We start from the raw sequence: 25,720 nt of genomic DNA, 5'->3' as shown, positions 1-25,720 counted from the left end.
TTATTCCGGCGTCTGCTCTTCAAGACTGGCGCTGCGCGCACCGTCGTTGTTTTGATGAATGCGGACGATCCGCACGCTGGCCGGCTGCGCCACCAGCATGCAGGTCTTGCCGGTGCGTTTGCAGTGATCCTGCACGCGCCAGTACGCGCCGTGGCTCAGGCAGCCGGTCTGGCAAATCACCAGGTCGGCGGCGACGATGCTGGCTTCCAGTTCGGAGATTTCTTCCGGTGCGGCCGGCGGCTTTTGTTTTGCAACGGCCTGCTCTGAAGGCATGTCGGTATCTGCCGGGACCGAAATGGTCGGCCGCAATTTTTCCCGCATCAATTCCTGCAAGCGTTGGCTCAGCTCCTTCACGCGTCGCGCCAGCGTGGCGCGTTGCGGCAGGTCGGGGATGGCCGCCTCCAGCGCCGCGCGGTCTTCCCAGGCCCAGGCCAGCGCGCTATCGCGCGCGATGATGGCGGCGCGCATGTGCATGGCCTGTGCCTTGAGCGCTGCAATCTCCGCGGCCTGTTCCTGGATCAAGGCGCTGCAGCGGGTTTGCACGCGCGCCAGATGCGACACCAGCGCGCGCTGTTCATGCTCCAGCAGCGTCACGTCCTGACTTGGCATTTCCATGCGGCCCTCCTTGTTGCTCGCCTGCGTCACTTCAGTGCGGCCCGATAACGTTGCGCAACTTCGGGCCAGTTCACCACGTTATAGAAGGCGCCGATGTATTCCGGACGACGGTTCTGGTAGCGCAGGTAATAGGCGTGTTCCCAGACGTCGAGGCCGAGGATGGGTGTGTTGCCGTGCATCAGCGGGCTGTCCTGGTTGCCGCTGCTTTCCACCACCAGTTTCTTTTGCGGCGTCACGCTGAGCCAGGCCCAGCCGCTGCCGAAGCGCGAGATCGCCGCCTTGGTGAAAGCTTCCTTGAAGGCGTCGAAACCGCCGAGTTCGGCGTCGATGGCGGCCGCCAGTTCGCCTGCGGGTTGGCCGCCGCCGCCGGGCGACATGACCAGCCAGAACAGCGAGTGATTGGCATGGCCGCCGCCCTGGTTGATCACGGCTGCCTTGATGTTGTCCGGCACTTCCTTGACGCGCGCCACCAGTTCTTCCACGCTCAGTTTTTCCCACTCGCTGCCGGCGACGGCGGCATTGAGGTTGTTGATGTAGGTCTGGTGATGCCTGGTGTGATGGATTTCCATCGTCTGCGAATCGATGTGCGGTTCCAGCGCATCGTAGGCGTAAGGCAGGGCAGGCAGGCTATAGGGCATGGTTCTCTCCGGTTGTGGATCAGGCCGGTTGAAGGGCCGGAATGGATACAGGGAGGCTGCCGTATAGGTGGCGTTGCAGACTGAGCTGGCAAAAGTGAAGGACTCCGATTTTAGATGAAAACCATCATCGGATATCCCTACGCATCATAGGTTTTTGATCTCGCCGTCCTGTTGCCCCGCCGCTGCAACCGGTCAACGCATGAAAGCCGGCGTTACAAACACCAGACCCACGGTCACGATGCGGCTGTCGGACCAATGCCCGAAAGGACTGCCGATGCTCGCATCGAGTTGCAGGCGGCCGGGAATCAGCTCACGGCGCAGGCCGGCTTGCCAGTTTGTTCTGGCGGCGCTGCCGGTTCCCGTCATACCGAAAGTCTCAAGCGAAGCGCGCGTTGCGCTCCCCACGGCACCGTCCAGCGCGACACCCCAGGCGCCGCGATAGTTGCCACCCTGCCGATCGCGTTGCCGGATACCGCCGGCATTGATGTGCGCGAGCAAGCGCTCGCCCATCAGCGGCAGGGTCGTAATTCCCTTGATGAAGATTTCGTTGTCGCCGCTGAGGCGGGTATGTTGTCCGCCGGTTGCGACGGCGAAGCCGGCGTGTTGCGCGTCGTAGTCGCGCAGCAGATGCTTGATTTGCCAACTGATGAGCGAACTGTTGTTGGTGCTGTCCTTGCGATCTTGCTGGCGCGCCGCGCCGAGTGCAAACTCGGTCGCCCCAAAGGGATTGCAGCTCGGATTGAGCCATGTCGTGTTGAGGCCGGGTGAATGTTCGGTCCAGGTCTCAAGCTGACACGCCCCCTCATCGAGTACAGCGGCATCGTCGGTCGCCATCGGACGGCCGGCATGGACTGAGGTCGACGCCGCAGTGCAGAACATGGCGGCGACGAGGAGCCTGACTTTGCGGTTGCGCAGACGGCGTGCGGCGAGAAATTGCTGCGCTTGCAGTGTGCAAGGGCGGAGGAAAACGAGGACTTGAAACATGGGACTCTCCTGACCGGCCATTGCGCAGGAGGAGTCGCTATCTCAATGCGGAGACGAAGACATTCCTCCGGCATCGGGCCGGAATACGGTGTTGAAAACAAAATCAATAGTGATGCTGGTAGCGGGCCTGACGGGTTCGGGCTCTGGATCGGGGTCCATGTTGTTCTCCTGGAAGTGACAATAAACAATGACCGCCGGCGTGCTGAATGTCAGACGCCAGCGGGCAGCATGGATCTTGCGGCGCACGTCGGCGCGACACGGACACGGCGCCGCTGCAAGGCGGCGACCGTACGCAAGAATCAGATAAAGAAGGGAAGTAGAGCAGGACTGCCGTGAACCGGCTGCCTGATGCTGCTACCTGCCAGACAGGCAAGGTAGCGGCGAAAAACGATGCGCGATTACCTTGTCTGTGGTTGGCCGATCAGTGATCGGCTACAAGAACTATCCACAGGAGGAACTCCGAAGTTTGTAACGGGGCGGATCGTAACACGCTCGAAAATGAAATACAACCTCGTCGCCCTGCAACAACAGTGAGGCCAGCAATGCCGGCAATGCCAGCAACAACGTGCACTTCCAGACTGTCGGCAAGATATGCCGCGAGGATACGGCGGACGCAAAAAAGCCGGCATGCGCCGGCTTTTCGGTCAGCTTGGCTTCAGCCTAGAAACCGAGGTAATCCATCTTGCCGATGACCACGCCCTTGTGACGCAGGATGTCGTAGGCGGTGGTGATGTGGAACAGGAAGTTCGGCAGCACGAAGGTGAGCAGATAGGCCTGGCCGGTGAACTTCGTTTCCTGGCCGCGCAGCTTGATGACGATTTCGCGTTCTTCGCTGCCCTCGAATTGTTCCGGCTTCACGGTGTCGAGGAAGGCAATCGTCTTGGCGATGCGTTCCTGCAATTGCGGGAAGCTGGTTTCTTCATCGGCAAAGCTCGGCGGCTGGATCGCGGTAAGGCGCGAGGTGCCGAGTTTGGCGGCATCGCTGGCGCGCTGGACTTGTCCGATCAGCGAAAACATGTCGTCATACAGACGCGTGTTCAGGAGCGTTTCCGGATCGAGCTTGTTTTCTTCGGCATGGGCGACGGCCTTGTTGAGCAAGGTCGACAGGATGTTCAGCGCGCGGGTAAACACGGGGATGGAAGCCTGGTACATGGTGAGCGGCATAGTGACTCCTGGAATAAGTAGGGCAAGGCTGCGGAAGGCGCCTTGCCCGTTTTGGATAACAACCAAACAACAACGGCTGCTTCTGTTTTTATCGATGATAACGACAAGGCAAAGCAGCCGCAGGGAATAAAAAAACCGACCAGTTCAGCATGGGCTACCGAACCGGCCGGCAAGGGGACGAAACACCTCATAGCGATCCGCAGTGTCATCACCGCGGATGCGCTCTTACATCTTGTTGCCGGCAGCGTCGTTCTTGGCTTGCGTTTCAGTCGCTGCCAGCGGACCATGCCAGCCGCCGCCGAGTGCGCGGATCAGGTTGACGGTGGAACGCGCGCGTTCGCCGTCGAGCTGGACTGCTGCGCGTTGCTGTTGCAGCACGGTGCGGTCGGCGTCGATCACGTTGAAGTAGCTGACCGAACCTTCGCGGTACTGCACATGCGACAGCTTGGCGGCGCGATTGGACGCCGACACCGCGTCATCCTGCGCGCGGGTCTGGTCGCCCAGAATGCGCAGGCTGGCGAGGTTGTCTTCCACTTCGCGGAAGGCCGTCAATACGGTCTGGCGATAGTTGGCGACATCTTCTTCATAGGCAGCGCGGGCGCGATTGACGCCGGTTTCACGGCGGCCGCCGTCGAAGATCGGCAGCGTCAGCGCCGTACCGACCAAGGGACCGAGCAGGAAGGTGCGGCTGGACCAGTTGAACAAGTCGCCCAGCTTGGCCGACTCGTAACCCAGGCCGCCGGTCAGATCCAGACGCGGGAACCAGGCTGAACGGGCCACGCCGACACGGGCGTTGGCGGCTGCCATCGCGCGTTCTGCAGCAGCGATGTCGGGACGGCGTTCCAGCAGGTCGGACGGCAGGCCGGCAGGAATCGTGATCGACAAGCGTTGCAGCGGTTGCGGCGTGAAGTTGAACTCAGCCGGCGTCTTGCCCAGCAGGATTGCCAGTGCGTGTTCCGCATTGGCGCGCTGACGGGCGATGCCGAAGGATTCCGATTGTGCGGAAGCCAGTTCAGCCTTGGCGCGGGCAACGTCGACTTCGCTGATGTCGCCTTCGTCGAAGCGGCGTTGAACCAGCTTCAGCGATTGCGTGCGCAGGTCGACGGTGCCGCTGTACAGGTCTTGCTCGGCATCCAGTTCACGCAGAAGGAAGTATTGCTGGGCCACATCGGCTTGCAGCGCCAGGCGCACCGAATGGAACAGCGCTTCGCTGCGTTGCGCATCGGCGGTTGCCGCATCCACGGTGGAGGCGACGCGACCGAACAGGTCGGCTTCATACGACACGCCCAGTTGTGCACGCCACAGGGTGGTCGGCGTGGTGTTGGCGTCCGGCGCCAGGTTTTGCGAGGCCGGCGACTGGCGTTGGCGGGTCGCGCCGAAGCCGGCGTCGACTTGCGGGAACAGGCCGGAGCGGGCGTCCTGACGCAGCGCACGCGACTGGCTCAGGCGGGCGGCGGCGGCCTTCAGGTTCTGATTGGCTTCCAGCGCCTGGACTTCCAGTGCATTGAGGCCGTCATCGTTGAAGATCTTCCACCATTCGCCGCGGGCCAGGTCTTCGGCCGGTTGCGCGGTCTTCCAGTCGGAAGCCGCCTTGGCGTCTGCGGCTTCCTTGTAGGCGACCGAGGTATTTACCGCAGGGCGCTCGTAAGTCGGGGCCACCGAGCAGCCTGCCAGCACCAGCATGGCTGCCAGCAGGGCTGAACTGATCCGGACCGGCTTGAGCAGCTTGCTGCCCAGGCCTCCGAGGTTGTTGATTGATAGTGCGTTCATGTTATTTTTCCTTTGCTCATTGGCCGCGATTAACGACCATCGTGCGAATCGGCTGGCGCGACATGTGTACCGGCGGTCATCGGCGCTTCATGCTTGTGGGCGGTGTGCAGTTTCTTGCTGCCGCCGATGCTACGCAGCAGCACATAGAACACCGGCGTCAGGAACAGGCCGAACAGCGTCACGCCCAGCATGCCGAAGAACACCGCGATACCCATCGCATGGCGCATTTCCGAACCGGCGCCCGACGACGTCACCAGCGGCACCACGCCCATGATGAACGCGATCGAGGTCATCAGGATAGGACGCAGACGCAGGCGGCTGGCGTCGATCGCGGCACGGATCACGGTGCTGCCTTGCAGTTCCAGTTCGCGGGCGAATTCCACGATCAGAATCGCGTTCTTCGCCGACAGGCCCACCAGCACCATCAGACCGATCTGGGTGAAGATGTTGTTGTCGCCCTTGGTCAGCCAGACACCGGTCAGCGCCGCCAGGATGCTCATCGGCACGATCAGGATCACGGCCAGCGGCAGGGTCAGGCTTTCATACAGCGCAGCCAGCACCAGGAACACCAGCAGCACGCTGATCGGGAACACCCAGATGCCGGCATTGCCTGCGAGGATCTTCTGATAGGTCAGGTCGGTCCATTCGAAACGCACGCCGCGCGGCAGGGTTGCAGCAGCAACGCGTTCAGCAGCTTTTTCCGCCTGATCCGACGAGAAGCCGGGAGCCGGGCCGCCGTTGATGTCGGCAGCGGTAAAGCCGTTGTAGCGCACCACCATTTCAGGACCGAAGGTTTGCTTGACCTTGACCACGGACGACAGCGGCACCATGTCGCCGGCGTTGTTGCGGGTCTTCAGTTGCAGGATGTCGTCAGCAGTGGCGCGGAACGGCGCATCAGCCTGGGCGCGCACCTGATAGACGCGGCCGAAACGGTTGAAGTCGTTGACGTACAGTGAACCCAGATAAATCTGCATGGTGGAGAACACATCGGTCACGGGAATGCCGAGCTGCTTGGCTTTCACGCGGTCGAGGTCGACGTCCAGTTGCGGCACGTTGATCTGATAGCTGGAGAACATCGGACCCAGTGCCGGTTCCTTGGCAGCCGCCTTCATGAAGGCCTGCGCCGCGGCGTCGAGTTCGGCATAGCCGACGGAACCGTGGTCTTCGATCTGCATCTTGAAACCGCCGAGCGTACCGAGGCCGATCACCGGCGGCGGCGGGAACACGGCGATGAAACCTTCCTTGATGGAGGAGAATTTCTTGTTGAGTTCGCCGGCGATGGCGTTACCCGACAATTCCTTGCTGCGGCGTTCTTCGAAAGGCTTGAGCGTCACGAACACGATACCGGCAGAAGAGCTGTTGGTGAAGCCGTTGATCGACAGGCCCGGGAAGGCAATCGCACTTTGTACACCGGGTTGCTTGAGCGCGATGTCGGTCATCTTGCGGATCACGTCTTCGGTGCGGTCAATCGAGGCGCCGTTCGGCAATTGCGTAAAGCTGACCAGGTATTGCTTGTCCTGGCCGGGCACGAAACCGCCCGGGACCAGATAGCCGATGCCGACGGTGGCTGCCAGCAGCACGGCGTACACCGCCATCACGGCGCCCTTGCGGGAAATCACGCCGGTCACGCCCTTGCCGTAGCCGTCGGAGGCGCGGTTGAAGAAGCGGTTGAAACGGACGAAGAAGCCGCCGAGGAAACGATCCATCTGGCGTGTCAGCCAGTCAGGCTTGGCGTCGTGGCCCTTGAGCAGCATCGCAGCCAGGGCTGGCGACAAGGTCAGCGAGTTGAATGCAGAGATCACGGTCGAGATCGCAATCGTCATCGCAAACTGCTTGTAGAACTGGCCGGTCAGGCCGGTCATGAAGGCCAGCGGAACGAACACCGCCACCAGGGTCAGCGCGATCGCGATGATCGGGCCGGACACTTCCTGCATGGCGCGGTAGGTCGCTTCACGCGGCGTCAGGCCGGCGCCGATGTTCCGCTCGACGTTCTCCACCACCACAATGGCATCGTCGACCACAATCCCGATGGCGAGCACCATGCCGAACAGCGACAGTGCGTTGATGGAATAGCCGAAGCCCAGCAGCAGCGAGAAGGTACCGATGATCGACACCGGCACGGCCAGCAGCGGAATGATCGATGCACGCCAGGTTTGCAGGAAGATGATCACCACGATCACGACCAGCGCAATCGCTTCGAGCAGCGTGTGGATCACGGCCTCGATACTGGCGCGCACAAACTGGGTCGGATCGTATTCAATGCGATATTCAATCGACGACGGGAAGTCTTTCGACAGATCCTTCATGGCAGCGCGCACTTGCGTCGACACCTCCAGCGCATTGGCGCCGGGCGCCTGGAAGATCGGGATCGCGACAGCCTGCTTGTTGTCCAGCAGCGAGCGCAGGCCGTATTCGGACGCGGCCAGCTCCACGCGGGCAACATCGCCCAGCTTGGTGACGGCGCCGTCGGGTGCACTCTTGAGAACGATTTCGCGGAACTCTTCTTCGGTTTTCAGGCGGCCTTGCGCATTGACCGACAATTGCACCGGCACGTCGGGCGAGCTGGGCGAGGCGCCGATCACACCGGCGGCAACCTGCACGTTCTGCTCGCGGATCGCCTTGACCACGTCGCTGGCGGTCATGCCGCGTTGCGACACCTTGTTCGGATCAAGCCAGACGCGCATGGCGTAGTTGCCCGAGCCGAACAGGCCGACTTCGCCGACGCCCTGGATACGTGCCAGACGATCCTTGATGTTCAGCACTGCGTAGTTGCGCAGGTAGGTCATGTCATAGCGGTTGTCCGGCGAGATCAGGTGGACCACCATGGTCAGCGTCGGCGAGCTCTTGATGGTCGTCACGCCCAGGCGTTGGACGTCTTCCGGCAGACGCGGCAAGGCTTGCGAGACGCGGTTCTGCACCAGTTGCTGGGCCTTGTCGGGATCGACGCCGAGACGGAAGTTGACCGTCAGGGTCAGGTTGCCGTCGCTGTTGGCTTGCGACTGCATGTACAGCATGTTTTCCACGCCGTTGATCTGCTCTTCCAGCGGCGAAGCCACGGTTTCGGCGATGACCTTCGGATTGGCGCCAGGAAATTGCGCGCGCACCACCACCGAGGGCGGCACCACTTCCGGATATTCGGAAATGGGCAACTGGAACATGGCCAGCACCCCGGCCAGTAGCAGCAATATCGACAGCACGCCCGCAAAAATCGGGCGGTCGATAAAGAATTTTGAAATGTTCATGGGAGTTCCCCGTTAATAATCTTTTGAACCGGATCTTTTAAAGCTCGGTATTAAATTTCTGATGAGCCCGTCTTAAGCTTTCTTGTCAGTCTTGGCGACCGGCGCAGCAGGAGTCGCAGAGGCAGCAACCTTCACCATCGGCACCACGTTCGGCGCCACGGTGTCGCCCGGACGTACGCGTTGCAGGCCGTTGACGACGACGCGCTCACCCGGCTTCAGGCCGTTTTCGATGACGCGCAGGCCGTCCTGGTTGGCGCCGACGCGGACTTCGCGGTAAGTAGCGTGGTTGTCCTTGTCGAGCACCAGCACGAAGCGTTTGTCCTGGTCGGTGCCGAGCGCCTTTTCATCGATCAGCAGCGCTTCGCGCTGTGCGCCGCCGCCGAGGCGGATGCGGGCGTACAGGCCTGGCAGCAACTGGCCGTCGGCGTTGTCGAACACGGCGCGCACGCGGATGGTGCCGGACGACGTGTCGACGCGGTTGTCGATCGAACCGACCTTGCCTTCGCGCGAGTAAGCATCTTCATTGGCCAGGCCCAGGAACACCGCGACCGATGTGCCCTTGGCGCGTGCCGGATTGACGTATTTCAGGAAGCTTTGCTCGTCGACGTCAAACGATGCGTAGATCTTCGACATCGACACCAGGGTCGACAGCGCCGGTGTCGCAGAGCCGACCGAGACGATGTTGCCGACGGTGATTTCGGCGCGCGACATGCGGCCCGAGACCGGTGCGGTGATTTGCGTGTATTCCAGGTTCAGCTTGGCCGAACGCAGGGCGGCTTGCGCAGCTTGCACGTTGGCGGCGGCTTCGCGGGAAGCGTTTTGCTTTTCTTCGTAATCGCGCTTGGCGATGGCGTTGTCGCCCAGCAGGCGTTGACCGCGCGCGACGTCCGAGGCGGTGTAGGCGGCACGGGCTTCGGCGCCGGCCAGTTGCGCTTGTGCGCGAGCGACTTCAGCGGCGTAAGGACGCGGGTCGATGGTAAACAGCACATCGCCCTTCTTGACCATGGCGCCATCCTTGAAGTGCACGGCGGTCAGCGTGCCGGACACCAGCGGACGGATCTCGACGCGGTCGACTGCTTCGAGACGGCCGGAATATTGCTGCCAGTCGGTGATCGGCTTGCTGACGACTTCGGCGACGTCGACGCTGGCGGCTTGCGGCGCTTGCTGTGCAACGGCGGTGGAGTCGACGCCGATGGCCGACAGCGTGCCGGCGACGGCGATGGCGATGACGGTCAGTACGGCGGCAGTGGCCAGGTAGCGGTTACGGAAGCTTGGGGTAGGGCTTTGGATATCGTTAGACATGGTGGACCTCATTAAGAAGGTTGGAAAGCAAGGTTTGTGGGGCCTGGACCGGCCACGCTGAAGCGGCGGCGCAGGAATTCGACGATTTCTTTAAGCAGCGGAATGTGGGTGCGCAGCGCGCCGTGCGTGATGCCGGCGAAACGGGCCACTTGCGTATGCACGCCGGCGCGGATCAGCGAGGAAGCGTATTTTTCCGCTTCGGTATGCAGCACGTCGCACCCGGCCGTGGCGATGTAGGCCGGCGGCAATCCCGCCAGGCGGCTGGCTTCCAGCGGCGCGGCGTAAGGGTGCAGGCGCTGCATGGTCTGCGGCAGGTACTGGCGGTAGCCGGCGGCGCATTTCTCTGCGGTGATATCGGAATTCAGGCGCTTGGCGTCGCCCAGCAAGGTCATGCTGGGGTCGAGCATCGGGCTGATCAGCACTTGCGCGGCAAACGGCGCGGCGCAGCGGTCGCGGGTGATCATGGTCAGGCTGGCCGCCAGGTTGCCGCCGGCGTCGTCGCCTGCCACGGCGATGCGGCTGGGGTCGATGTGCAGGTCGGCGGCGTTCTTCACGGCCCAGCAGCAGGCGGCGTAGGCGTCTTCCGGCGCAGCCGGGAAAGGCTTGGCCGGGGCCAGCGCGTAATCGACCGACAGCACGACCGCGTGGCTGTGCTGTGAAATGTATTGTGCTTGCAGGTCCGCATCGTCGAGTCCGCCGGAGACGAAACCGCCGCCGTGGAAGTACAGCACCAGCGGCAGCAGCGGGCCGGACTTGCTCTTGAGCTTCTTCTCGCCAGTCGCCAGCGGGTGATACAGGCGCACCGGGATGCGTCCGATCGGGCCGGGGACGGTGAAGTTGCTGATGGTTGATTGAACAACCGATTCTTGTGAGACTTCCATGATGTGGTGGCCGGCATAAAAGCCAGGTTCGCTAGATTGAAGCGGATTGTGCGCCACAGCATGGGGACGGATAAAGCAGGCAAAATCAACAACACTGTTCGCCATGTCCGAACAATAGGCGTAAAATGATCGAATTAGTTTGACGAAAATCGTGGGCAAGCCAATGCTGCCGCGGTTCTCGGCTGTTTTTGAATTAGCCGGCGAAGCCTTGAAAAAGACCGCCAATGGCAGCAAAAGATGGCAATTTGGCAGTGAAAAATGCAGTTTTGGCGTTGTTGCAAAACAATCGCCGACACGGATTTGTGCAAATTCGGCGACAGAGGCAAGCTCGTCGTTGTTGCTTAGGAGAATCAAATGGACAGGTTTCAGGCAATGCAGGTCTTTACGGCCGTGGTCGACGCCAACAGCTTTACGCGCGCGGCCGACAACCTCAATTTGCCGCGCACCACGGTGACGACGATTGTTCAAGGGCTGGAGAGTTTGCTGCAGGTGCGTTTGCTCAATCGCACCACGCGCCGCATCAGCCTCACGCCCGACGGCGCCGCTTACTATGAGCGCTGCGTGCGCATCCTGGCCGAGGTCGACGAGACCGAAGCCTCGTTCCGCAACGTCACGCGCGGTCCGCAAGGACGCCTGCGCATCGACGTGCCGGCCTCCATCGGCCGCCTGCTGTTGCTGCCCAATCTGTGCGACTTCTATACTAAGTACCCGGACATCGAACTGGTCATGGGCATGAGCGACCGTCCGGTCGACATGGTGCAGGAGGCAGTCGACTGCGTGATCCGCGTCGGCGACCTGCAGGACTCGAGCATGGTGGCGCGTCGCATCGGCACCTTCCAGGCGGTGACCTGCGGTTCGCCGACTTATTTCGAGCGCCACGGCATGCCGCATACCATCGACGATCTGCAGAACCACAAGTCGGTGCATTACTTTTCCAGCCGCACCGGACGCACCATCGACTGGGATTTCATGGTCGACGGCACCACCCAGGAAGTGAAGATGCCCGGCAAGCTGTCGGTCAATGACGGCGATGCCTACGTGGCTTGCGCGCTGCAAGGTTTCGGCCTGGTGCAGGCGCCGCTGTACATGATCCAGCCTTACCTCGAAGACGGCCGCCTGGTCGAAGTCCTGTCGCAGTGGAAGCCGGTTCCCATGCCGATCTCCGTGGTCTACCTGCACAATCGTCACTTGTCGCCGAAGGTGCGCGCCTTCGTCGACTGGGTCGCCGAACTGTTCGCTACCTGCCCGCTGCAAAAGGGCTGCCAGATGGGCATGGCCGACGAGACCAAGGAATGCCACTTCACCGCCAAGCCGGAGAGCAACACCATCCGCGCTGTGATCGAACAGCACAACATTGCCGAGAGCGTGTTCTAAGGCGCGTTTTCCGGTTCTTGTTTTTCCATGCAGCGGCCCGCCTGATGTTGAGCTCAGGCGCGTCGCGGTTTTTGCGTGGGCGATTGCTTGCATGTGCGTCCTTGTTCGTCCGGCCGGCGGCATCGATGCCGGGTACGCTGCAATCTGAAAGAAAGCAGCGCGTCCCTTCGCCGGGAGGGGCGAAAAGTATCGGGGCGATGGTCTGGAAAAGTTAATGAAGGGCCGAGGCGGCGGCGCGGATCTGCGCACCGGTTGTCGGCGGTCCCGTGAAGCACTGTCTTGCATGGTCGGCCCCAAAGCGGAGCGACAGACAGCTTGAATCATGTGTTTTGGCGTGAAGAGATTATGCGCGCAACGCAGCAATTTACGTTTGCTGAAATCTGTCGAATATTTGCCTGATTCTCCAGTGTATCGGTGAATCAGGCAGTTTTTGCTATTTTTGAGATCGCTTGCGGCGTGCGAAGGCGGCGTTCTTTTTGATACAAGCCGCTATCGCCGACATCGCGGCATGAATGCGAGTCTGACTATTTCGTGGTGGCGAAGTGCCGGCTGGGAAGGGCCTTCTGCGCATTGTCTGTGGTGCCGGGCGAATGCAATGACGGGCTGAAGGAAGTGCGCTGAAGTTTTTCTTCCGGCAAGAAATCATGCTTGCACGGACGGCTCGGATACCTAATCCTCTCAATTATTTGCCTATTTCTCCAATCAATGGAGCCGGAGATTCAGGCAAGTCGTGAAACTGGAGTAAGCTGAGCGCTCCCCACTTTCCTTTTCGGAATTGCCATGGATCTGAACGATATTCCCGGCGACGCTGCCGAGTTTGAGCCGTCTGCGCCTGCGGAACGCTCTGCCGCCGTGAACTCCATGGTCGACACCGATGCGCGCCTGGAGCTGGCGCAGCGCGAACTGGTGACCCTGATGACGCGGCTGACCGGCGACGCCGACGGTTCGATCGAGACCGCCATCGAGGGCCTGGCGATTCATCGCATCGTGAATCCGGGCGGTCCCAAGCATGCTGTGCAGAAGCCGGCCTTTGCCGTGATCGCGCAAGGATCCAAGCGCCTCTACGTCGGCGAGGATGTCTATGATTACGACCCGATGCACTATCTGGTGTCATCGGTGGATCTGCCGATGGTCGGCAAGGTCATGATCAGCAGTCCGGCGCAGCCCTATCTGGGTTTGCGCATGGAGCTCGACACCAAGGAAATCGGCGCGCTGATCGGCGACGAGAGCCTGCCGCAGGGGATCGCCTCGGACGCCTCGCGCGGCTTGTTCGTCAACCGGCTTAACGCTACGCTGCTGGACGCGGTGCTGCGGCTGTTGCGCCTGCTGGATACGCCGCGCGACATTCCCATCCTGGCGCCCATGGTCAAGCGCGAAATCCTGTATCGCCTGCTGATGAACGGGCAGGGCGCCTTGCTGCGCCAGACCGTGCTGCAGGATAGCCAGATGAACCGTATCGCCAAGGCCATCCGCATGATGAAAGAAAACTTCGTGCAGCCGCTGCGGGTGGACGACATCGCGCGCGACGTGCACATGAGCGTGTCGTCGCTGCATCATCATTTCAAGGTGGTGACGGCGATGAGCCCGCTGCAATACCAGAAGAACCTGCGCCTGCAGGAAGCGCGCCGCCTGATTCTGGCCGATGACGTGAGCGTGGCGCTGGCGTCGCAGACGGTCGGTTACGAAAGTCCGTCGCAGTTCAGCCGCGAATACAGCCGCATGTTCGGCGCGCCGCCGTTGCGCGACAAGCGGCGCTGGCTGGAAGAAGAGGCGCCGGCCTTGTAAGCAAAGCCGGAGAGTCGCCGACGCGATTTCCGTCAAGGCGCTAGAATCGTCTTCCCTGATTTGTTCTGTCTGGCCCACCTTATTCTCACCGGAGACACACCATGCAATATCGACGCCTTGGCAACAGCAACCTGAAAGTCTCGGCCCTGTGCCTTGGCACCATGATGTTCGGCGACCAGACCGCGATCGACGAAGCGCGCAATATCGTCGCCTCGGCGCGCGAGCATGGCGTCAACTTCATCGACACCGCCGACGTCTACAGCAAGGGCAAGTCCGAAGAGATGGTCGGCAAGCTGCTGCAAGGACAGCGCGGCGACTGGGTGCTGGCCAGCAAGCTCGGCAACGCCATGAGCAGCGCGCCGAATCAATCGCACTATTCGCGCCACTGGATCGTCACCGAAACCGACAACATCCTGCGCCGCCTCGACACCGACTATCTCGACGTGCTGTACATGCATCGCGATTACCACGAAGAAAATCTGGAAGAAGCGATCCAGGCGCTGGGCGACCTGATCCGCGCGGGCAAAATCCGCGGCTTCGGGGTGTCCAACTTCCGCGGCTGGCGCATCGCCGAGATCGCGCGCCTGTGCGAGAAGAACAACGTGCCGCTGCCGCTGGTGTGCCAGCCGTATTACAACTTGCTCAACCGCATGCCGGAAGTGGAAATCCTGCCGGCCTGCAACAACTACGGTCTCGGCGTCGTGCCCTATAGCCCGATTGCACGCGGCGTGCTGACCGGCAAATACAAACCGGGCCAGGCGCCCGACCAGAACACGCGCGCCGGCCGCGGCGACAAACGCATCATGGAAACGGAATTTCGCGAAGAGTCGCTGCTCATCGCCGAGCGCCTGCAAGAACATTGCACCGCGCGCGGCGTCAAGCTGGGGCAATTTGCGACGGCGTGGGTGCTGGCCAATTCCGCGATCAGCAGCGTGATCGCCGGACCGCGCACGCTGGCGCAGATGGAAGATTATTACGATGCGGTCGACCTGAAGATTTCTGCGGAAGAAGAGGCGATGATCGATGCGCTGGTGACGCCCGGGCATTCGTCGACGCCGGGTTACAACGATCCTAGCTATCCGTTCTTCGGTCGCGTTCCCTTCGCCTAAGCCGCTGCCGGAACCGGGTCGGCGGCAGGAACGTACCGGAGACTAGCTGGAGGTTGCCGGGGAAATGTTTTTCTTCGGACGGACGATGGGCTCTTCCTGGCGCGCCTGCTGTTCCTGTTCGGCGCGGTGTTCTTCGCTCCGGCACAGGTTGAGCATCATGAAATGGCTTTGCGGGCCGGGGTCGCGTGTGAGTGCGCATGCCGGCGCCGCTGGTGTTTTTCTGTCGATGGCAAGTTGCACGTGGGCGGAGACGTCGGGCGATGTCTGCTCAACGATAGCCGGCGTGGCCCCTTCGGGAATGACATCGACGCTGATGCTATAGACAATGCGCGTCGCGCAACCGTTGTCGATGTGCATGTCGTCGACGTTGACGCTCATCTGTTCTGTCTTTCGCACGCGTCGGCCGTCTTGTGTCAGGTAAGTGACGCGGTCGCTGATTTGCGGAAATTCTTTGGTTGCAATATGCAGTTGCGCCGCTTCCCGCGCGCAGGCGCGATAGGTTTGTTCGGCGGCGCGCAAGGTGTCGCTTTGCGGCAGCGTGTCCCAACTGCTGGCTTCTTTGGGCGATGCGGCCAGTGTGTCGTTGTGCGCTACGGAGTCGCTGTGGCAGGCGCTCAGCAGCAATGCTGCAGCGATCAGTGCGATGCTGGCCAGCGAAAACCGGTTGGTCGAGAGCGTCATGATATTCCCCTGTTGTTCCCTTGACCGACGAGGCCTTGGCTCACGATGAGCCAGCCCGCTGTCGGTGCTTCCGGAGGGGATTATGTAAGTTCCGTGGTGATGCTTAAATAAGATAATTCTTAAAAAGCGACTATCCGCGCAGTAAATCGAATAACTGTCATATGCAGTTTTCTCCGATGCGAATTTGCAGTCGAATAATGACGATATGCGGATTTTTTTCGGACGGTCCGGGCGCCAATGGCGACGCGTGTCGCCGACTGTTTGCCGTCCTGGAAAGAAAAACGCGCGCAGCGTGATGCATGCGCGCGTCGGCGGGCGTATTGCGGTATTGCGACTAGCCGCGCAGGATGTTCAGGCGGCGGGTGGTTTCGGCGCGCAGCAGTTGCGCGTCGGTGCCGGGCACCAGCATGTCGACGCCGTAGGCTTTCATGCGTTCGGCCATCTCGACCGAACCGCAGAAGATGCCGACGTATTTGCCGCGTGCGCGGCACAGTCTGATCAGGTGCTGGAAGGCCTGGTCGACCTTGTCGTCATTCCATGCATCGGGGGCGAGCCCCATGTCGATGGCGAGGTCGCTGGGGCCGATGAAGATGCCGTCGAGATCCGGCACCGACAGGATGTCTTCCGCCGCCGCCAGTCCCTGGCGCGTCTCGATCATGGCCAGTGTGAGGATGGTGCGGTTGGCGTGTTCGAAGTAATCCTTGCCGCCGTACAGCACGCCGCGCGCGGGCCCGTAGCTGCGGCCGCCGCGTGGCGAGTAGTGGCAGGCGTGCACGAATTTCTCGGCATCTTCTTTGGTATTGATCAGCGGGCAGATGATGCCGTAAGCGCCGGCGTCGAGCAGCTTGTTGATTTCGCCCAGGCTGTTTTCGGAGCAGCGCACCAGTGGCACGGCCTTGGTGGCGGAAATCGCCTGCAGCATCGTCACCGCCGCGTCGACCGAGAACAGTCCGTGCTGCAAGTCCACCGTCACCGCGTCGTAGCCGCAGTCGGCGACCAGTTCCGCCAGAAAAGCATTGCCGATGGAGGCCCAGCCGTTCAGGGCCAGCTTCTTTTGCGCGAACAGTGTGCGCAGATTGTTTTCCCGCATTCCAGTCTCCTTGAGTATCTTTATTTGTCGTCGGGATATGGTATTCGGAATCCGGCGATCACGCTGACTGCTGGAAATGATGCGGTCAAATCAGCGCCCGTAACGGAACGGCGCATCGTCGATCGCCGTCTTGCGGCCGCCGATCTGTGCCGCCAGCAAGGCGGCGCTGCCGCAGGCGAGCGTCCAGCCGAGCGCGCCCTGGCCGATGTTCAGGTAGAGGTTTTTCACCGGCGAGGCGCCGATGACCGGCACGCCGCTGGGCGTGGCCGGACGGAATCCCGCCCATGGCGACAGCTGCGAAGCGCGCTGGTCGCGAATGCTGCCGGGGAAGAGTTCGTTGGCGCCATCGACCAGTTCGTTGATGGCGCGATCGGGAATGTGCCTGTCCATGCCGACCAGTTCCACACGGCCGGCGACGCGCAGGCGATTGCCCAGGCGTGCGTAGACGATTTTTTTCGAGATGTCGGTGATGGAAACCTGCGGCGCAGCCGATTGCGTGAAGCTGTCGTTGAGCGGCACGGTGATGCTGTAGCCCTTGAGCGGATAAAGCGGCAGGCTGAAGCCGGCCTGGCGCGCGAAGGCGGCGCTGTCCGCACCCAGCGCCAGCACGAAGGCGTCGGCATCGATCGATTGCACGCCCGTCTGCGAGGTGACCTGCACGGACGCGATGGCGCCGTCCTGCATGTTCACGTGCGCAACGGTGGTCGAGGGCATGAAACGAAAGCCGCTGTTGCCGTGCATCGCCGTCACCAGTCCCCGGCAAAACTGCGCGCAGTCGCCGGCTTCTTCGCTCGGCGTGTAGACGCCGCCGGCCCAGTTGCGGGCGGCATTGCCCAAGGCCGGTTCGATCTCCAGGCAGCGCGCGGCGTCGATGACTTCCTGCCGGCAACCGTATTGCGACTGAAAGGCGACTTGCTTGCGCGCCGACGCCAGGCCGGCGGGATCGGTGTACATCACCAGCTTGCCGGCGGTGCGGTGGCTGAAGTCGAACGGCGCGGCCTGCTGCAGCTGCGTCAATTCATCGCGGCTGTAAAACGCCAGCTGCAGCAGCTCGATCGTGGTGCGTTTGACGCGCTCTGCATTGCAGGCGCCGAGGAATTTGAGCAGCCAGCTCCATTGTGCGGGATCCAGCTTGGGTTTCAGGGTCAGCGGCGAGTCGGCGCTGAACAGGTAGTGCGGCCAGTGCGTCCACACCGAAGGATCGGCCAGCGGCGCCACATACGAATAGCTCAGCTGCGCGCCGTTGCCCATGCTGGTGCCGGCGCCCGCAACGGGATGGGCGTCGATCAGGGTGACCTGATGGCCGTCTTCCAGCAAGCGGTAGGCGGAAGTCACGCCGATGATGCCGGCGCCGAGTACGCAGATGTGCATGGTTGTTTCCTGTGGCGGGGAGAGGTGTCTGAGCAGCGCGCCGATCAGGCGGCCGGCAAGCAGCACCGGGAATAAGATTCAAGAGCAAGCGTCAAGCCTGCAAGTATACGCAGCCTGCATTTTGCTGTCGTATGCCGAATCGGCATGGTCTGCCGGTCGCGTGTTCAACGCCCGCCGAAGGCCTGCACCGGCATCCATTTCTGCTGCTGCACCTGATACACGGTATAGACCGGATTGACCAGATTGCCTTCGTCGTCGAAGGCGATGACGCCGGTCAGTCCGGTGTATTTCATGGCATGCAGCGTCGCGGCGATGCGTTTCGGGTCGGTTGAATCGGCCTGGCGGATGGCGGCGAAGATCATGTTGGCGGCATCGTAGGCGAAAGGCGCGAACAGTTCGATGCGGTCGCCATGGAGGGCGGTGTATTTTTCCTTGAATTTCTTCCAGCCGTTCATCTTTTCCTGCGTCTGTCCCCACGCCAATGCATAGGTGCCTTCGCCGTCCGCTCCCGCCATGTGCAGGAACAGCGGGCCGACGGTGCCGTCGGCGGCCAGCAGGCGGGAATTGGGAGTCATGCGCCTGATGCTGTGCGTCAGGGTCGCCACCTGCGGGCCCAGGCCGCCGAAGAAGATCAGGTCGGCGTTCTGGGCCTTGCATTCGTTGAGCGCGGCATTGAAATCGGAGGTCTTGCTGCTCACCGACTGCCGGGCGACCGGCGTGATGCCTTGCTGGCTGAGTCCCTTGACGAACTGATTGGCCAGCATGCGGCCGAAATCGGTATCGTCGTCGATCACGGCGACGCGCCGCGCGCGCAGGTTTTGCACCGCGAAGCGGCTGGCGTAGATGCCGCCGTCGTCGTCGTGACCGATGATGCGGAAGACGTTCTTGTAGCCGGCCTGGGTATAAATGCGTCCGCTCGATCCGGGGGCGATTTGCGGGATGCCGGCAGCGTGGTAGATCTTGCTGGCGACCACGCTGGCGCCGGTGTTCCAGTGGCCGATCACGGCCACGACGCCGGAGCGCACCAGGTAGTCGGCAACCAGCGCCGCGGCGCGTGGATCGCCGCGATCGTCCTGGACCAGCAAATTGAAGACGATCTGCTGGCCGTTGACGCGAAACTCGCGTGCATTGACCTCGGCCAGCGCCATTTCGATGGCGAACTGCTGGCTTTGGCCGACTGCGCCGGCAGGCCCGGAAAGCGGTGCGGCGAACCCGATAGTGACTTTTTTAACCGGGTCTTCGGCATGCGCCGCCAGCGCCACGGCAAGCAGGGCGGCGATGCCAAGGGAAAAGGACAGGGCGCGGCAAATCGACGCCGCTCGGATCAGTTTCATAGGATGTCCTTTCGAGGATGGAGGGTCGGTTTGCTGATCCCTTCTTATTTTCCATTCCACGGCAGCAATACAGTTGCAGCAATTGCGTTACAGATACTACAGGGAGCGACAACGCACAGTCCCAGTTGCTGTTATCGGTAAGACAAATACCGTTCTGAAGAATCGCAGTGAAAAAATACAATAAAAAATTTTCCGAAAGCGCGCCCGGCCGCTGTGGCCCCCGACGGCGGGCGTTCCACGTTACAATAGCGCCCGAAGCAAGCCAGACAGCCGCTGGTCATCGTGTCATGCGATGGCGGGAGGAAGGTCCGGACTCCATAGAGCAGGGTGACGGTTAACGGCCGTCCGCCGAAAGCCGGCGCAAGCCGGTATAAGGCGAGGAACAGGGCCACAGAGACGAGCGTATTAAGTTACGGTGAAACGCGGTAACCTCCACTCGGAGCAATCTCAAATAGGCACGCGTTGATGTTGCTCGCGGAGCGTGCGGGTAGAGAGCTTGAGCACCGGAGCAATCCGGCGCCTAGAGGAATGGCTGTCATAACGGGCAACCGTCGTAACAGAATCCGGCCTATCGGCTTGCTTCAATTAATTTATATAAATGATCTCCCGGTTCACGAGGCCGGCGAGGTCGCACAAGACGCTTTCAGAGACAATCAGGATCCCCATGAGCCAACCGGTTTTGTTTGAAGAACTGGCCACGCAGAATGGCCGCCGCATCGGCGTCGCCACGCTGGCTTCCGAAAAAACCTTGAATGCGCTGTCGCTCGACATGGTGCATTTGCTGACGCCGCAGTTGCGGCAGTGGGCGAAAGATCCGGACATCGCCATGGTGCTGCTGCAAGCGCAGGGTGAGAAGGCCTTTTGCGCCGGCGGCGACCTGCAACAGCTGTATCGCACCATGCGCGAACATCACGCCTCGCCGGCGCGCGACGACATCCGCGCCAATCGCTACGCGGCCGAATTCTTCGAACACGAATACCGGCTCGACTACGAAATCCACACCTATCCGAAACCGATTCTTTGCTGGGGCCATGGCATCGTCATGGGCGGCGGCATCGGCCTGATGGCCGGTTGCAGCCATCGCGTGGTCACCGAGCGTTCGCGCCTGGCCATGCCGGAAATCAGCATCGGCCTGTATCCCGACGTCGGCGGCAGTTGGTTCCTGAGCCGCGTGCCGGGCAAGCTGGGCGCTTTCCTGGCGTTGACCGGCGCGCTGATGAATGCCGAGGACGCCAAATTCACCAAACTGGCGGACTATCGCATCGCCCAGGCCGACAAGCAAAAAGTCGTCGACGCTTTGCTGCTGCAAAACTGGGGCGAAGGCGACGACAAGGCCTTGCTCGGCCGCGTGCTGCAACAGGCCGAGCGCGATGTCGCTGCCGACGTGACGTTTGCGCCGTCGGCTCTGCGCGACAATTTCGACCTGATCAATGCGCTGTGCAGCGGCCAGACCGTGCCCGACATTGTCGACGCCATCCTGGCCCTCAAGAGCGACAATCCCTGGTTGCAAAAGGCCGTGGCGACACTCGGCGCCGGTGCGCCCGGGTCGGCCTGGCTGTCGCTGACCTTGCAGGAGCGCGTGCGCTACATGTCGCTGGCGGAAGTATTCCGTCTCGAATTCGTGGTGTCGCTGCACTGCGCAGCGCGCCCCGATTTTGTCGAAGGCATCCGCGCGCTGATCGTGGAAAAAGACCAGAAGCCGCAATGGAATCCGGCGCGCCTGGTAGATGCGACGCCGGCATGGGTGGAAGGTTTCTTCGCCGATCCGTGGCCGGCGGCGGAGCATCCGCTGGCCGATCTCGGCAAATAATATTAACCGGTCGCTTGCAGGCGTTGCTGCAAGCGATCGAGCGTCCGCACAAACACTGCCGGATCGTCGATGGCGCGCGCCAACACCAGCGCGCCCTGGATGGCGGCCAGTATCTCTTCGGTCCAGCCGGCGGCTTCGTCGGCATCGAGACCGCTGCGCAGCAAGGCATCGTTGAGCGCCGCCGCCCAGTCCACAAAATAATCCTTCACCTTGTCGGCAAAGCGATCGCGCACGTTGACCAGCGCAAACACGCCGATCAGGCACACTTTGCGTCCCGATAAAAAGTAACGCTGCACCTCGCGGAACATGTGGGCGATGCCGGCCATGGCGTCTTCGCCCTCGCCGCTTTCGCGCAAGGGGATGAATACCTCGCGCTGGAACCAGCCGTCGATATGGCTCAGCACGGCGTTCGCCATCTCGTCCTTGCCGCCCGGGAACACGTAGTACAGACTGCCTTTGCCCAGCCCGGTGCCTTCGGTAATGCGCGCCAGGCTGGCGCCTTCGTAGCCGTGGGCGCGGAAGATTTCAGCCAGCACCGGGATCAGTTCCTCGCGTTGCGAGAGCGGCTTCGCGACGATTGTTGCGTCGGTCATTGGGTACGAACCGTTCTCATCACAAGCCGAGGTCGCTCAGGCTCGGATGATCGGCCGGGCGCGGCGCCGACTGGTCCCAATGGAATTTGCGCTCGCCTTCCTTGATCGGCAGGTCGTTGATCGAGGCATGGCGCACGCGCATCAGGCCGTTCTCATCGAACTCCCAGTTTTCATTGCCGTACGAGCGGAACCAGTTACCCGAGTCGTCATGCCATTCATAGGCGAAGCGCACCGCGATGCGGTTGCTTTCGAACGCCCACAATTCCTTGATCAGGCGGTACTGCTGTTCGCGCACCCATTTTTTGGAGAGGAAAGCGACGATGGCTTCGCGGCCCTGCACGAAGTCGGCGCGATTACGCCAGCGGCTGTCTTCGGTATAGGCCAGCGAGACTTTCTCGGCGTTGCGGGTATTCCAGCCGTCTTCGGCGGCGCGGACTTTCTGGATCGCGGTTTCACGCGTGAACGGTGGAAGCGGAGGGCGGGATGTCGTCATGGGGCACCTGTCATTGAGATGAAGTTGGACTGCGGTGAAAACGTTTTGTACCGATCGGTAAACAAAGTCTAGTGCGGCTTAAAAGCAGGTGCAAGCCAAATCGGCCGATCGGACTTCGGTGCGCAACTGTGCTTCGCGCCGCGCTGGCGAACTGTGCACTTCGGATGGGTTGCGAGATGCATCACGGCAAAAAATTGTTATCAGTCATCAGATGACATAAAGGCAAGTCATTCTTTTTTGCAGATGCCAGCAGGGGTGCGGCTTTCAGGACGATAATCACGCTCTCAAAAACAGCTCAACGCGTGAAAAAAATAGCGGATCGAATGTCCTTGCATTCAAAATTTTCATGTTGTACGATGACTGCCAATTAAAAATAACGATATCTCCGGAGACACTCCATGCATGCTTTTACGCTGTCCTTTCGTTTCTGTTAGCTGACTGTTCCGCGTGCCGCGGCAAGGGCGCGCTGACATGTTGTTGTTCCTTCTTTGCTGAGTGGCCGGCGTGCGCCGGGGTGATACGGCAGGATTTCGCGGCTTCGGTCTGCGTGGAAATCAATGCCGCCTGCTCAGCGCCGGTAGTCCAACCAACGGCGATTCACAGACATGAGCAATTCGCAAGATCATCAGGCGTCTCCTTCAAAACCTTTCCGGCGATTGCTGCTGACCGGTGCTGCCGGCAACCTCGGCCAGCTGCTGCGCGAACGCCTGAAACCATGGGCCGAGGTGCTGCGGCTGTCCGATATCGGCGATCTCGGCGCTGCGGCGGCGGGTGAAGAAATCGCCGTCTGCGACCTGGCCGACAAGGCGGCGGTATACGACATGCTGGAAGGCGTCGACGCCGTTCTGCACTTCGGCGGCCGTTCGCTGGAAGCGCCGTTCGAGCAACTGATGCACGCCAACATCCAGGGCACCTACAATTTGTATGAGGGCGTGCACAAGCGCGGCATCCGGCGCGTGGTCTACGCCAGCTCCAGCCACGCAGTCGGTTACTACCCGACCACCGAGCGCATCGATGCCGACAGCCCGCTGCGTCCTGATGGCTTGTACGGGTTGAGCAAATGTTTCGGCGAATCGCTGTCGCGTTACTACTTTGACCGCTTCGGCGTGGAGACGGTCTGCCTGCGCATCGGCTCGTGCTTTCCGGAGCCGCGCAACGCGCGCATGCTGGCGACTTACCTGAGCTACGACGATTTCGTCGAACTGGTGCGCTGCGCCCTGTTCACGCCGCGCGTCGGCCACAGCATCGTCTACGGCGTTTCCGACAATCGCATCAACTGGTGGGACAACAGCAAGGCCGGGCATCTCGGCTTCGTGGCGCACGATTCCGCCGATCCCTACGCGGAACGTTTTCCTTTCACCGGTTCCTGGCCGCCGGCCGACGACGCCGGCAACTTTCAGGGCGGTCCGTTCATTTTGGCCGGTCCGCAATACGAATAGAAAATACCCCGGATATCCACCATGCAAGCCCTTCCCCTCAACGATCACCGTTACGACGTCGGCGAAAGCCCGTTCTGGCATGCCGCGCAATCGGCCTGGTACTGGGTCGACATTGCGCGCAAGCTGATTTGCCGCCAGACCGTCGACGGCATTTACCAGCAATGGCAACTGCCGGAAATGGTGGCGTGCATCGCACCCGACGACGCGGGCGGCTTGATCGCCGGCATGCATACCGGCATCTTCAGCGTGACGCTGCAGGACGATGGCAACGTGCTGCTGGACAAGCTTGCACAGCCGGTCGGCCTGCAAGCCGACCAGCGTTTCAACGACGGCCGTTGCGACCGCCAGGGACGATTCTGGAGTGGCGTGATGTGTCTTGACATGTCGCTCGCGCGCGCCGACGGCAAGTTGTATCGCTATGACGCAGCGGGTTTGTCGGCGCCGGTGGTGGATGGCCTGATCGTGCAGAACGGTCTGGCCTGGTCACCCGACGGCAAGACCATGTATTTGTCCGACTCGCATCCTGCCAGCCGCCTGGTCTGGGCGTTTGACTACGACCTCGACAGCGGCACGCCGTCGCGCCGCCGCGTGTTTGCCGATCTCAACCAGCATCGCGGCCGTCCCGACGGCGCGGCGATGGATATCGACGGCTGTTACTGGATTTGCGCCAACGACGCCGGTTGCCTGCTGCGCTTCACGCCGGACGGCAAGCTCGATCGAGCTATCGAAGTGCCGGCGAAAAAGCCGTCCATGTGCGCGTTCGGCGGCGACGACCTGAAGACCATGATCGTCACCAGCATCAGCCTCGGCGCGCCGCAAGGCGACGCCGGCGCGGGCATCGTCTGGACACTGAATCCGGGTGTCGCCGGCATGCCGGACACACCGTTTGCGAAAGGATAGAACCGCCAGGCAGGGCAGTGGGTAGCAAAGGACAGGCATCAGCAGCAAGCAAAAGTAGACCTATATAAAACTACAGGAGACATGATGAACACCACCAACGCATCCAAACGACAATTTCTGAAAACCGGCCTGGCGATCGGCGCCGCCGCATCGACGGGGCTGGGTTTGTCCGGCAACCTCGCCTTCGCGCAGGAGAAGCCGCTGGTCACGCTGCGCATGTCGTCGACGCTGCCGCTCGACGCCAATTCCGCCCACTATGTCTGGTACAGCCGCTTCGCGCAGAACCTGAAGGCCGCCGTCGGCAACAAGATCGTCGTCAACTATTTCCCCAGCGATCAGCTCGGCAAGGAATCCGATGTCGTCAACCAGGTGCGCATCGGCAGCGTCGACATGATGATCTCGGGCTCGTCGATCTGGTCGACTACCGTGCCGGAAATCGGCGTGCTCGACATGGGCTATCTGTTCGCCAACCTCGATCATTCCGGCCGCGCCCTGGACGGCAAGGCCGGCGCCATCCTGAGCAAGCTGATGTACGACCGCATCGGCGTACAGGTGCTGGGCTGGGCATATTCGCTGGGGGCGCGCAATGTGTTCACCAAGAATCCGGTGCGCAGCGTGGCGGAACTCAAGGGCACCAAGATCCGCGTGCTGCCCGTGAAAAATTTCGTCAGCACCTTGCGCTATATGGGCGCGGTGCCGACGCCGATTCCTTTCGGTGAAATCTACACCTCGCTGCAGACCGGCGTGGTCGATGGTTTTGAACATGATGCACCGACCGCGTTGGCAGGCAAGTTCTTCGAAGTCGCCAAATATTGCGCGCTGACCCAGCACATCTACAACCCGCAGACGCCGGTGATCGGCAAGCGTTCCTTCGCCAAGATTCCGGCTGATTTGCAAAAGGCCTTCCTCGATGCGGCGACCGAGGCAACCATGTATCAACGCCAGCGCGCCGCCGATATGGAGCGCGACGCCTTTGAAAAACTCAAGGGACTTGGCCTGACCGTTTCGACCGTCGATCGCGAAGCGCTGCGCAAGGACGTGGCGCCGCTGTGGGGCGAGTTCACTGCGCAATATCCGGCGGTCAAGCCGGTGGTCGACGAGATCGTCGCCGTGCGCGGCTGATGTCGCGCCGAATCCGGAGCCAA

21 protein-coding genes and 1 other RNA gene are annotated in these 25,720 nt (G+C 61.6%); 8 read left to right on the top strand and 14 right to left on the bottom strand.

The genetic code is table 11. The annotated features are described in order from the left end of the window. The 8 genes from AKL25_RS17975 to AKL25_RS17940 form a co-directional block, all read right to left on the bottom strand. Nucleotides 1-615, bottom strand: a complete 615-nt coding sequence (locus AKL25_RS17975) for a DUF2325 domain-containing protein (RefSeq protein ID WP_050479094.1) — start codon at nt 613-615, stop codon at nt 1-3. Between the two features lie 26 nt (nt 616-641). Then, nucleotides 642-1,253: a superoxide dismutase gene (locus tag AKL25_RS17970; protein WP_050479077.1), complete on the bottom strand. Its 612-nt coding sequence runs from the start codon at nt 1,251-1,253 to the stop codon at nt 642-644. 192 nt (nt 1,254-1,445) lie between these two features. Beyond that, complete coding sequence (locus AKL25_RS17965) at nt 1,446-2,237, bottom strand: hypothetical protein (protein ID WP_050479076.1); 792 nt, start codon at nt 2,235-2,237, stop codon at nt 1,446-1,448. A gap of 660 nt (nt 2,238-2,897) precedes the next feature. Next, a complete protein-coding gene (locus tag AKL25_RS17960; protein ID WP_050479075.1) occupies nt 2,898-3,401 on the bottom strand; it encodes a DUF1993 domain-containing protein in 504 nt (167 codons plus the stop codon). A gap of 225 nt (nt 3,402-3,626) precedes the next feature. Then, the gene (locus tag AKL25_RS17955; RefSeq protein WP_050479074.1) at nt 3,627-5,171 is read right to left on the bottom strand and encodes an efflux transporter outer membrane subunit; all 1,545 of its coding nucleotides are present in this window, start codon (nt 5,169-5,171) and stop codon (nt 3,627-3,629) included. A 29-nt stretch (nt 5,172-5,200) separates the two neighbouring features. Further along, complete coding sequence (locus tag AKL25_RS17950) at nt 5,201-8,413, bottom strand: efflux RND transporter permease subunit (RefSeq protein ID WP_050479073.1); 3,213 nt, start codon at nt 8,411-8,413, stop codon at nt 5,201-5,203. Nucleotides 8,414-8,485: 72 nt separating this feature from the next. Continuing rightward, nucleotides 8,486-9,715 (bottom strand): efflux RND transporter periplasmic adaptor subunit, encoded by a 1,230-nt coding sequence (locus AKL25_RS17945; RefSeq protein ID WP_167541905.1) that lies wholly within the window; start codon nt 9,713-9,715, stop codon nt 8,486-8,488. Nucleotides 9,716-9,726: 11 nt separating this feature from the next. After that, the gene (locus AKL25_RS17940) at nt 9,727-10,596 is read right to left on the bottom strand and encodes an alpha/beta hydrolase (protein ID WP_050479072.1); all 870 of its coding nucleotides are present in this window, start codon (nt 10,594-10,596) and stop codon (nt 9,727-9,729) included. Nucleotides 10,597-10,950: 354 nt separating this feature from the next. On the opposite strand from AKL25_RS17940, the gene AKL25_RS17935 reads away from it, so the two are divergent. The 3 genes from AKL25_RS17935 to AKL25_RS17925 all read left to right on the top strand — a co-directional run bounded on the left by AKL25_RS17935 (nt 10,951) and on the right by AKL25_RS17925 (nt 14,864). Beyond that, entirely contained in the window at nt 10,951-11,970 is a 1,020-nt protein-coding gene (locus AKL25_RS17935; RefSeq protein ID WP_050479071.1) for a LysR family transcriptional regulator, read from the top strand. A 780-nt stretch (nt 11,971-12,750) separates the two neighbouring features. After that, on the top strand, nt 12,751-13,755 hold the full coding sequence (locus tag AKL25_RS17930; protein WP_050479070.1) for an AraC family transcriptional regulator: 1,005 nt from the start codon (nt 12,751-12,753) through the stop codon (nt 13,753-13,755). 101 nt (nt 13,756-13,856) lie between these two features. Further along, nucleotides 13,857-14,864, top strand: coding sequence for an aldo/keto reductase (locus AKL25_RS17925; RefSeq protein WP_050479069.1), 1,008 nt, complete (start codon nt 13,857-13,859; stop codon nt 14,862-14,864). A 42-nt stretch (nt 14,865-14,906) separates the two neighbouring features. Here the strand turns inward: AKL25_RS17925 and AKL25_RS17920 are convergent, their stop codons facing one another. The 4 genes from AKL25_RS17920 to AKL25_RS17905 form a co-directional block, all read right to left on the bottom strand. After that, on the bottom strand, nt 14,907-15,545 hold the full coding sequence (locus tag AKL25_RS17920) for a hypothetical protein (RefSeq protein WP_050479068.1): 639 nt from the start codon (nt 15,543-15,545) through the stop codon (nt 14,907-14,909). Between the two features lie 334 nt (nt 15,546-15,879). After that, nucleotides 15,880-16,635: an HpcH/HpaI aldolase family protein gene (locus tag AKL25_RS17915; RefSeq protein WP_050479067.1), complete on the bottom strand. Its 756-nt coding sequence runs from the start codon at nt 16,633-16,635 to the stop codon at nt 15,880-15,882. A 90-nt stretch (nt 16,636-16,725) separates the two neighbouring features. Beyond that, entirely contained in the window at nt 16,726-18,006 is a 1,281-nt protein-coding gene (locus AKL25_RS17910) for a D-amino acid dehydrogenase (protein WP_050479066.1), read from the bottom strand. A gap of 164 nt (nt 18,007-18,170) precedes the next feature. Next, nucleotides 18,171-19,340 (bottom strand): branched-chain amino acid ABC transporter substrate-binding protein, encoded by a 1,170-nt coding sequence (locus AKL25_RS17905; RefSeq protein ID WP_050479065.1) that lies wholly within the window; start codon nt 19,338-19,340, stop codon nt 18,171-18,173. A gap of 254 nt (nt 19,341-19,594) precedes the next feature. On the opposite strand from AKL25_RS17905, the gene rnpB reads away from it, so the two are divergent. Both rnpB and AKL25_RS17900 read left to right on the top strand, forming a co-directional pair. Then, nucleotides 19,595-19,927, top strand: an RNA gene (rnpB, locus tag AKL25_RS18030) — RNase P RNA component class A. A gap of 77 nt (nt 19,928-20,004) precedes the next feature. Then, on the top strand, nt 20,005-21,150 hold the full coding sequence (locus AKL25_RS17900) for an enoyl-CoA hydratase/isomerase family protein (RefSeq protein WP_050479064.1): 1,146 nt from the start codon (nt 20,005-20,007) through the stop codon (nt 21,148-21,150). A 2-nt stretch (nt 21,151-21,152) separates the two neighbouring features. Here the strand turns inward: AKL25_RS17900 and AKL25_RS17895 are convergent, their stop codons facing one another. Together AKL25_RS17895 and AKL25_RS17890 are read right to left on the bottom strand one after the other, a co-directional pair. Further along, on the bottom strand, nt 21,153-21,743 hold the full coding sequence (locus tag AKL25_RS17895) for a TetR/AcrR family transcriptional regulator (protein ID WP_050479063.1): 591 nt from the start codon (nt 21,741-21,743) through the stop codon (nt 21,153-21,155). A 19-nt stretch (nt 21,744-21,762) separates the two neighbouring features. Further along, the gene (locus AKL25_RS17890) at nt 21,763-22,236 is read right to left on the bottom strand and encodes a nuclear transport factor 2 family protein (protein ID WP_050479062.1); all 474 of its coding nucleotides are present in this window, start codon (nt 22,234-22,236) and stop codon (nt 21,763-21,765) included. 605 nt (nt 22,237-22,841) lie between these two features. On the opposite strand from AKL25_RS17890, the gene AKL25_RS17885 reads away from it, so the two are divergent. The 3 genes from AKL25_RS17885 to AKL25_RS17875 all read left to right on the top strand — a co-directional run bounded on the left by AKL25_RS17885 (nt 22,842) and on the right by AKL25_RS17875 (nt 25,697). Beyond that, nucleotides 22,842-23,675 (top strand): NAD-dependent epimerase/dehydratase family protein, encoded by an 834-nt coding sequence (locus AKL25_RS17885; protein WP_050479061.1) that lies wholly within the window; start codon nt 22,842-22,844, stop codon nt 23,673-23,675. A 21-nt stretch (nt 23,676-23,696) separates the two neighbouring features. After that, nucleotides 23,697-24,575 carry an SMP-30/gluconolactonase/LRE family protein gene (locus AKL25_RS17880; RefSeq protein WP_050479060.1) on the top strand — a complete coding sequence of 293 codons (879 nt, stop codon included), beginning with the start codon at nt 23,697-23,699 and terminating at the stop codon, nt 24,573-24,575. An 84-nt stretch (nt 24,576-24,659) separates the two neighbouring features. Further along, nucleotides 24,660-25,697, top strand: a complete 1,038-nt coding sequence (locus tag AKL25_RS17875) for a TRAP transporter substrate-binding protein (RefSeq protein ID WP_050479059.1) — start codon at nt 24,660-24,662, stop codon at nt 25,695-25,697. The last annotated feature ends 23 nt before the right edge of the window (nt 25,698-25,720 follow it).

The sequence above is a fragment of the Herbaspirillum rhizosphaerae genome, from assembly GCF_001189965.1.
Taxonomy (GTDB): Bacteria; Pseudomonadota; Gammaproteobacteria; order Burkholderiales; family Burkholderiaceae_D; genus Herbaspirillum; species Herbaspirillum rhizosphaerae.
This window is presented reverse-complemented; position numbering and strand designations above follow the sequence as displayed.

Bases quoted from the DNA above. Each gene is read 5' to 3' on its own strand.
- AKL25_RS17885 (WP_050479061.1), top strand. From the start codon at position 22,842: ATGAGCAATTCGCAAGATCATCAGGCGTCTCCTTCAAAACCTTTCCGG.
- AKL25_RS17960 (WP_050479075.1), bottom strand. From the start codon at position 3,401: ATGCCGCTCACCATGTACCAGGCTTCCATCCCCGTGTTTACCCGCGCG.
- AKL25_RS17965 (WP_050479076.1), bottom strand. From the start codon at position 2,237: ATGTTTCAAGTCCTCGTTTTCCTCCGCCCTTGCACACTGCAAGCGCAG.
- AKL25_RS17950 (WP_050479073.1), bottom strand. From the start codon at position 8,413: ATGAACATTTCAAAATTCTTTATCGACCGCCCGATTTTTGCGGGCGTG.
- AKL25_RS17945 (WP_167541905.1), bottom strand. From the start codon at position 9,715: ATGTCTAACGATATCCAAAGCCCTACCCCAAGCTTCCGTAACCGCTAC.
- AKL25_RS17940 (WP_050479072.1), bottom strand. From the start codon at position 10,596: ATGGAAGTCTCACAAGAATCGGTTGTTCAATCAACCATCAGCAACTTC.
- AKL25_RS17955 (WP_050479074.1), bottom strand. From the start codon at position 5,171: ATGAACGCACTATCAATCAACAACCTCGGAGGCCTGGGCAGCAAGCTG.
- AKL25_RS17920 (WP_050479068.1), bottom strand. From the start codon at position 15,545: ATGACGCTCTCGACCAACCGGTTTTCGCTGGCCAGCATCGCACTGATC.
- AKL25_RS17905 (WP_050479065.1), bottom strand. From the start codon at position 19,340: ATGAAACTGATCCGAGCGGCGTCGATTTGCCGCGCCCTGTCCTTTTCC.
- AKL25_RS17970 (WP_050479077.1), bottom strand. From the start codon at position 1,253: ATGCCCTATAGCCTGCCTGCCCTGCCTTACGCCTACGATGCGCTGGAA.
- AKL25_RS17915 (WP_050479067.1), bottom strand. From the start codon at position 16,635: ATGCGGGAAAACAATCTGCGCACACTGTTCGCGCAAAAGAAGCTGGCC.
- AKL25_RS17890 (WP_050479062.1), bottom strand. From the start codon at position 22,236: ATGACGACATCCCGCCCTCCGCTTCCACCGTTCACGCGTGAAACCGCG.
- AKL25_RS17935 (WP_050479071.1), top strand. From the start codon at position 10,951: ATGGACAGGTTTCAGGCAATGCAGGTCTTTACGGCCGTGGTCGACGCC.
- AKL25_RS17975 (WP_050479094.1), bottom strand. From the start codon at position 615: ATGGAAATGCCAAGTCAGGACGTGACGCTGCTGGAGCATGAACAGCGC.
- AKL25_RS17895 (WP_050479063.1), bottom strand. From the start codon at position 21,743: ATGACCGACGCAACAATCGTCGCGAAGCCGCTCTCGCAACGCGAGGAA.
- AKL25_RS17925 (WP_050479069.1), top strand. From the start codon at position 13,857: ATGCAATATCGACGCCTTGGCAACAGCAACCTGAAAGTCTCGGCCCTG.
- AKL25_RS17910 (WP_050479066.1), bottom strand. From the start codon at position 18,006: ATGCACATCTGCGTACTCGGCGCCGGCATCATCGGCGTGACTTCCGCC.
- AKL25_RS17900 (WP_050479064.1), top strand. From the start codon at position 20,005: ATGAGCCAACCGGTTTTGTTTGAAGAACTGGCCACGCAGAATGGCCGC.
- AKL25_RS17930 (WP_050479070.1), top strand. From the start codon at position 12,751: ATGGATCTGAACGATATTCCCGGCGACGCTGCCGAGTTTGAGCCGTCT.
- AKL25_RS17880 (WP_050479060.1), top strand. From the start codon at position 23,697: ATGCAAGCCCTTCCCCTCAACGATCACCGTTACGACGTCGGCGAAAGC.
- AKL25_RS17875 (WP_050479059.1), top strand. From the start codon at position 24,660: ATGAACACCACCAACGCATCCAAACGACAATTTCTGAAAACCGGCCTG.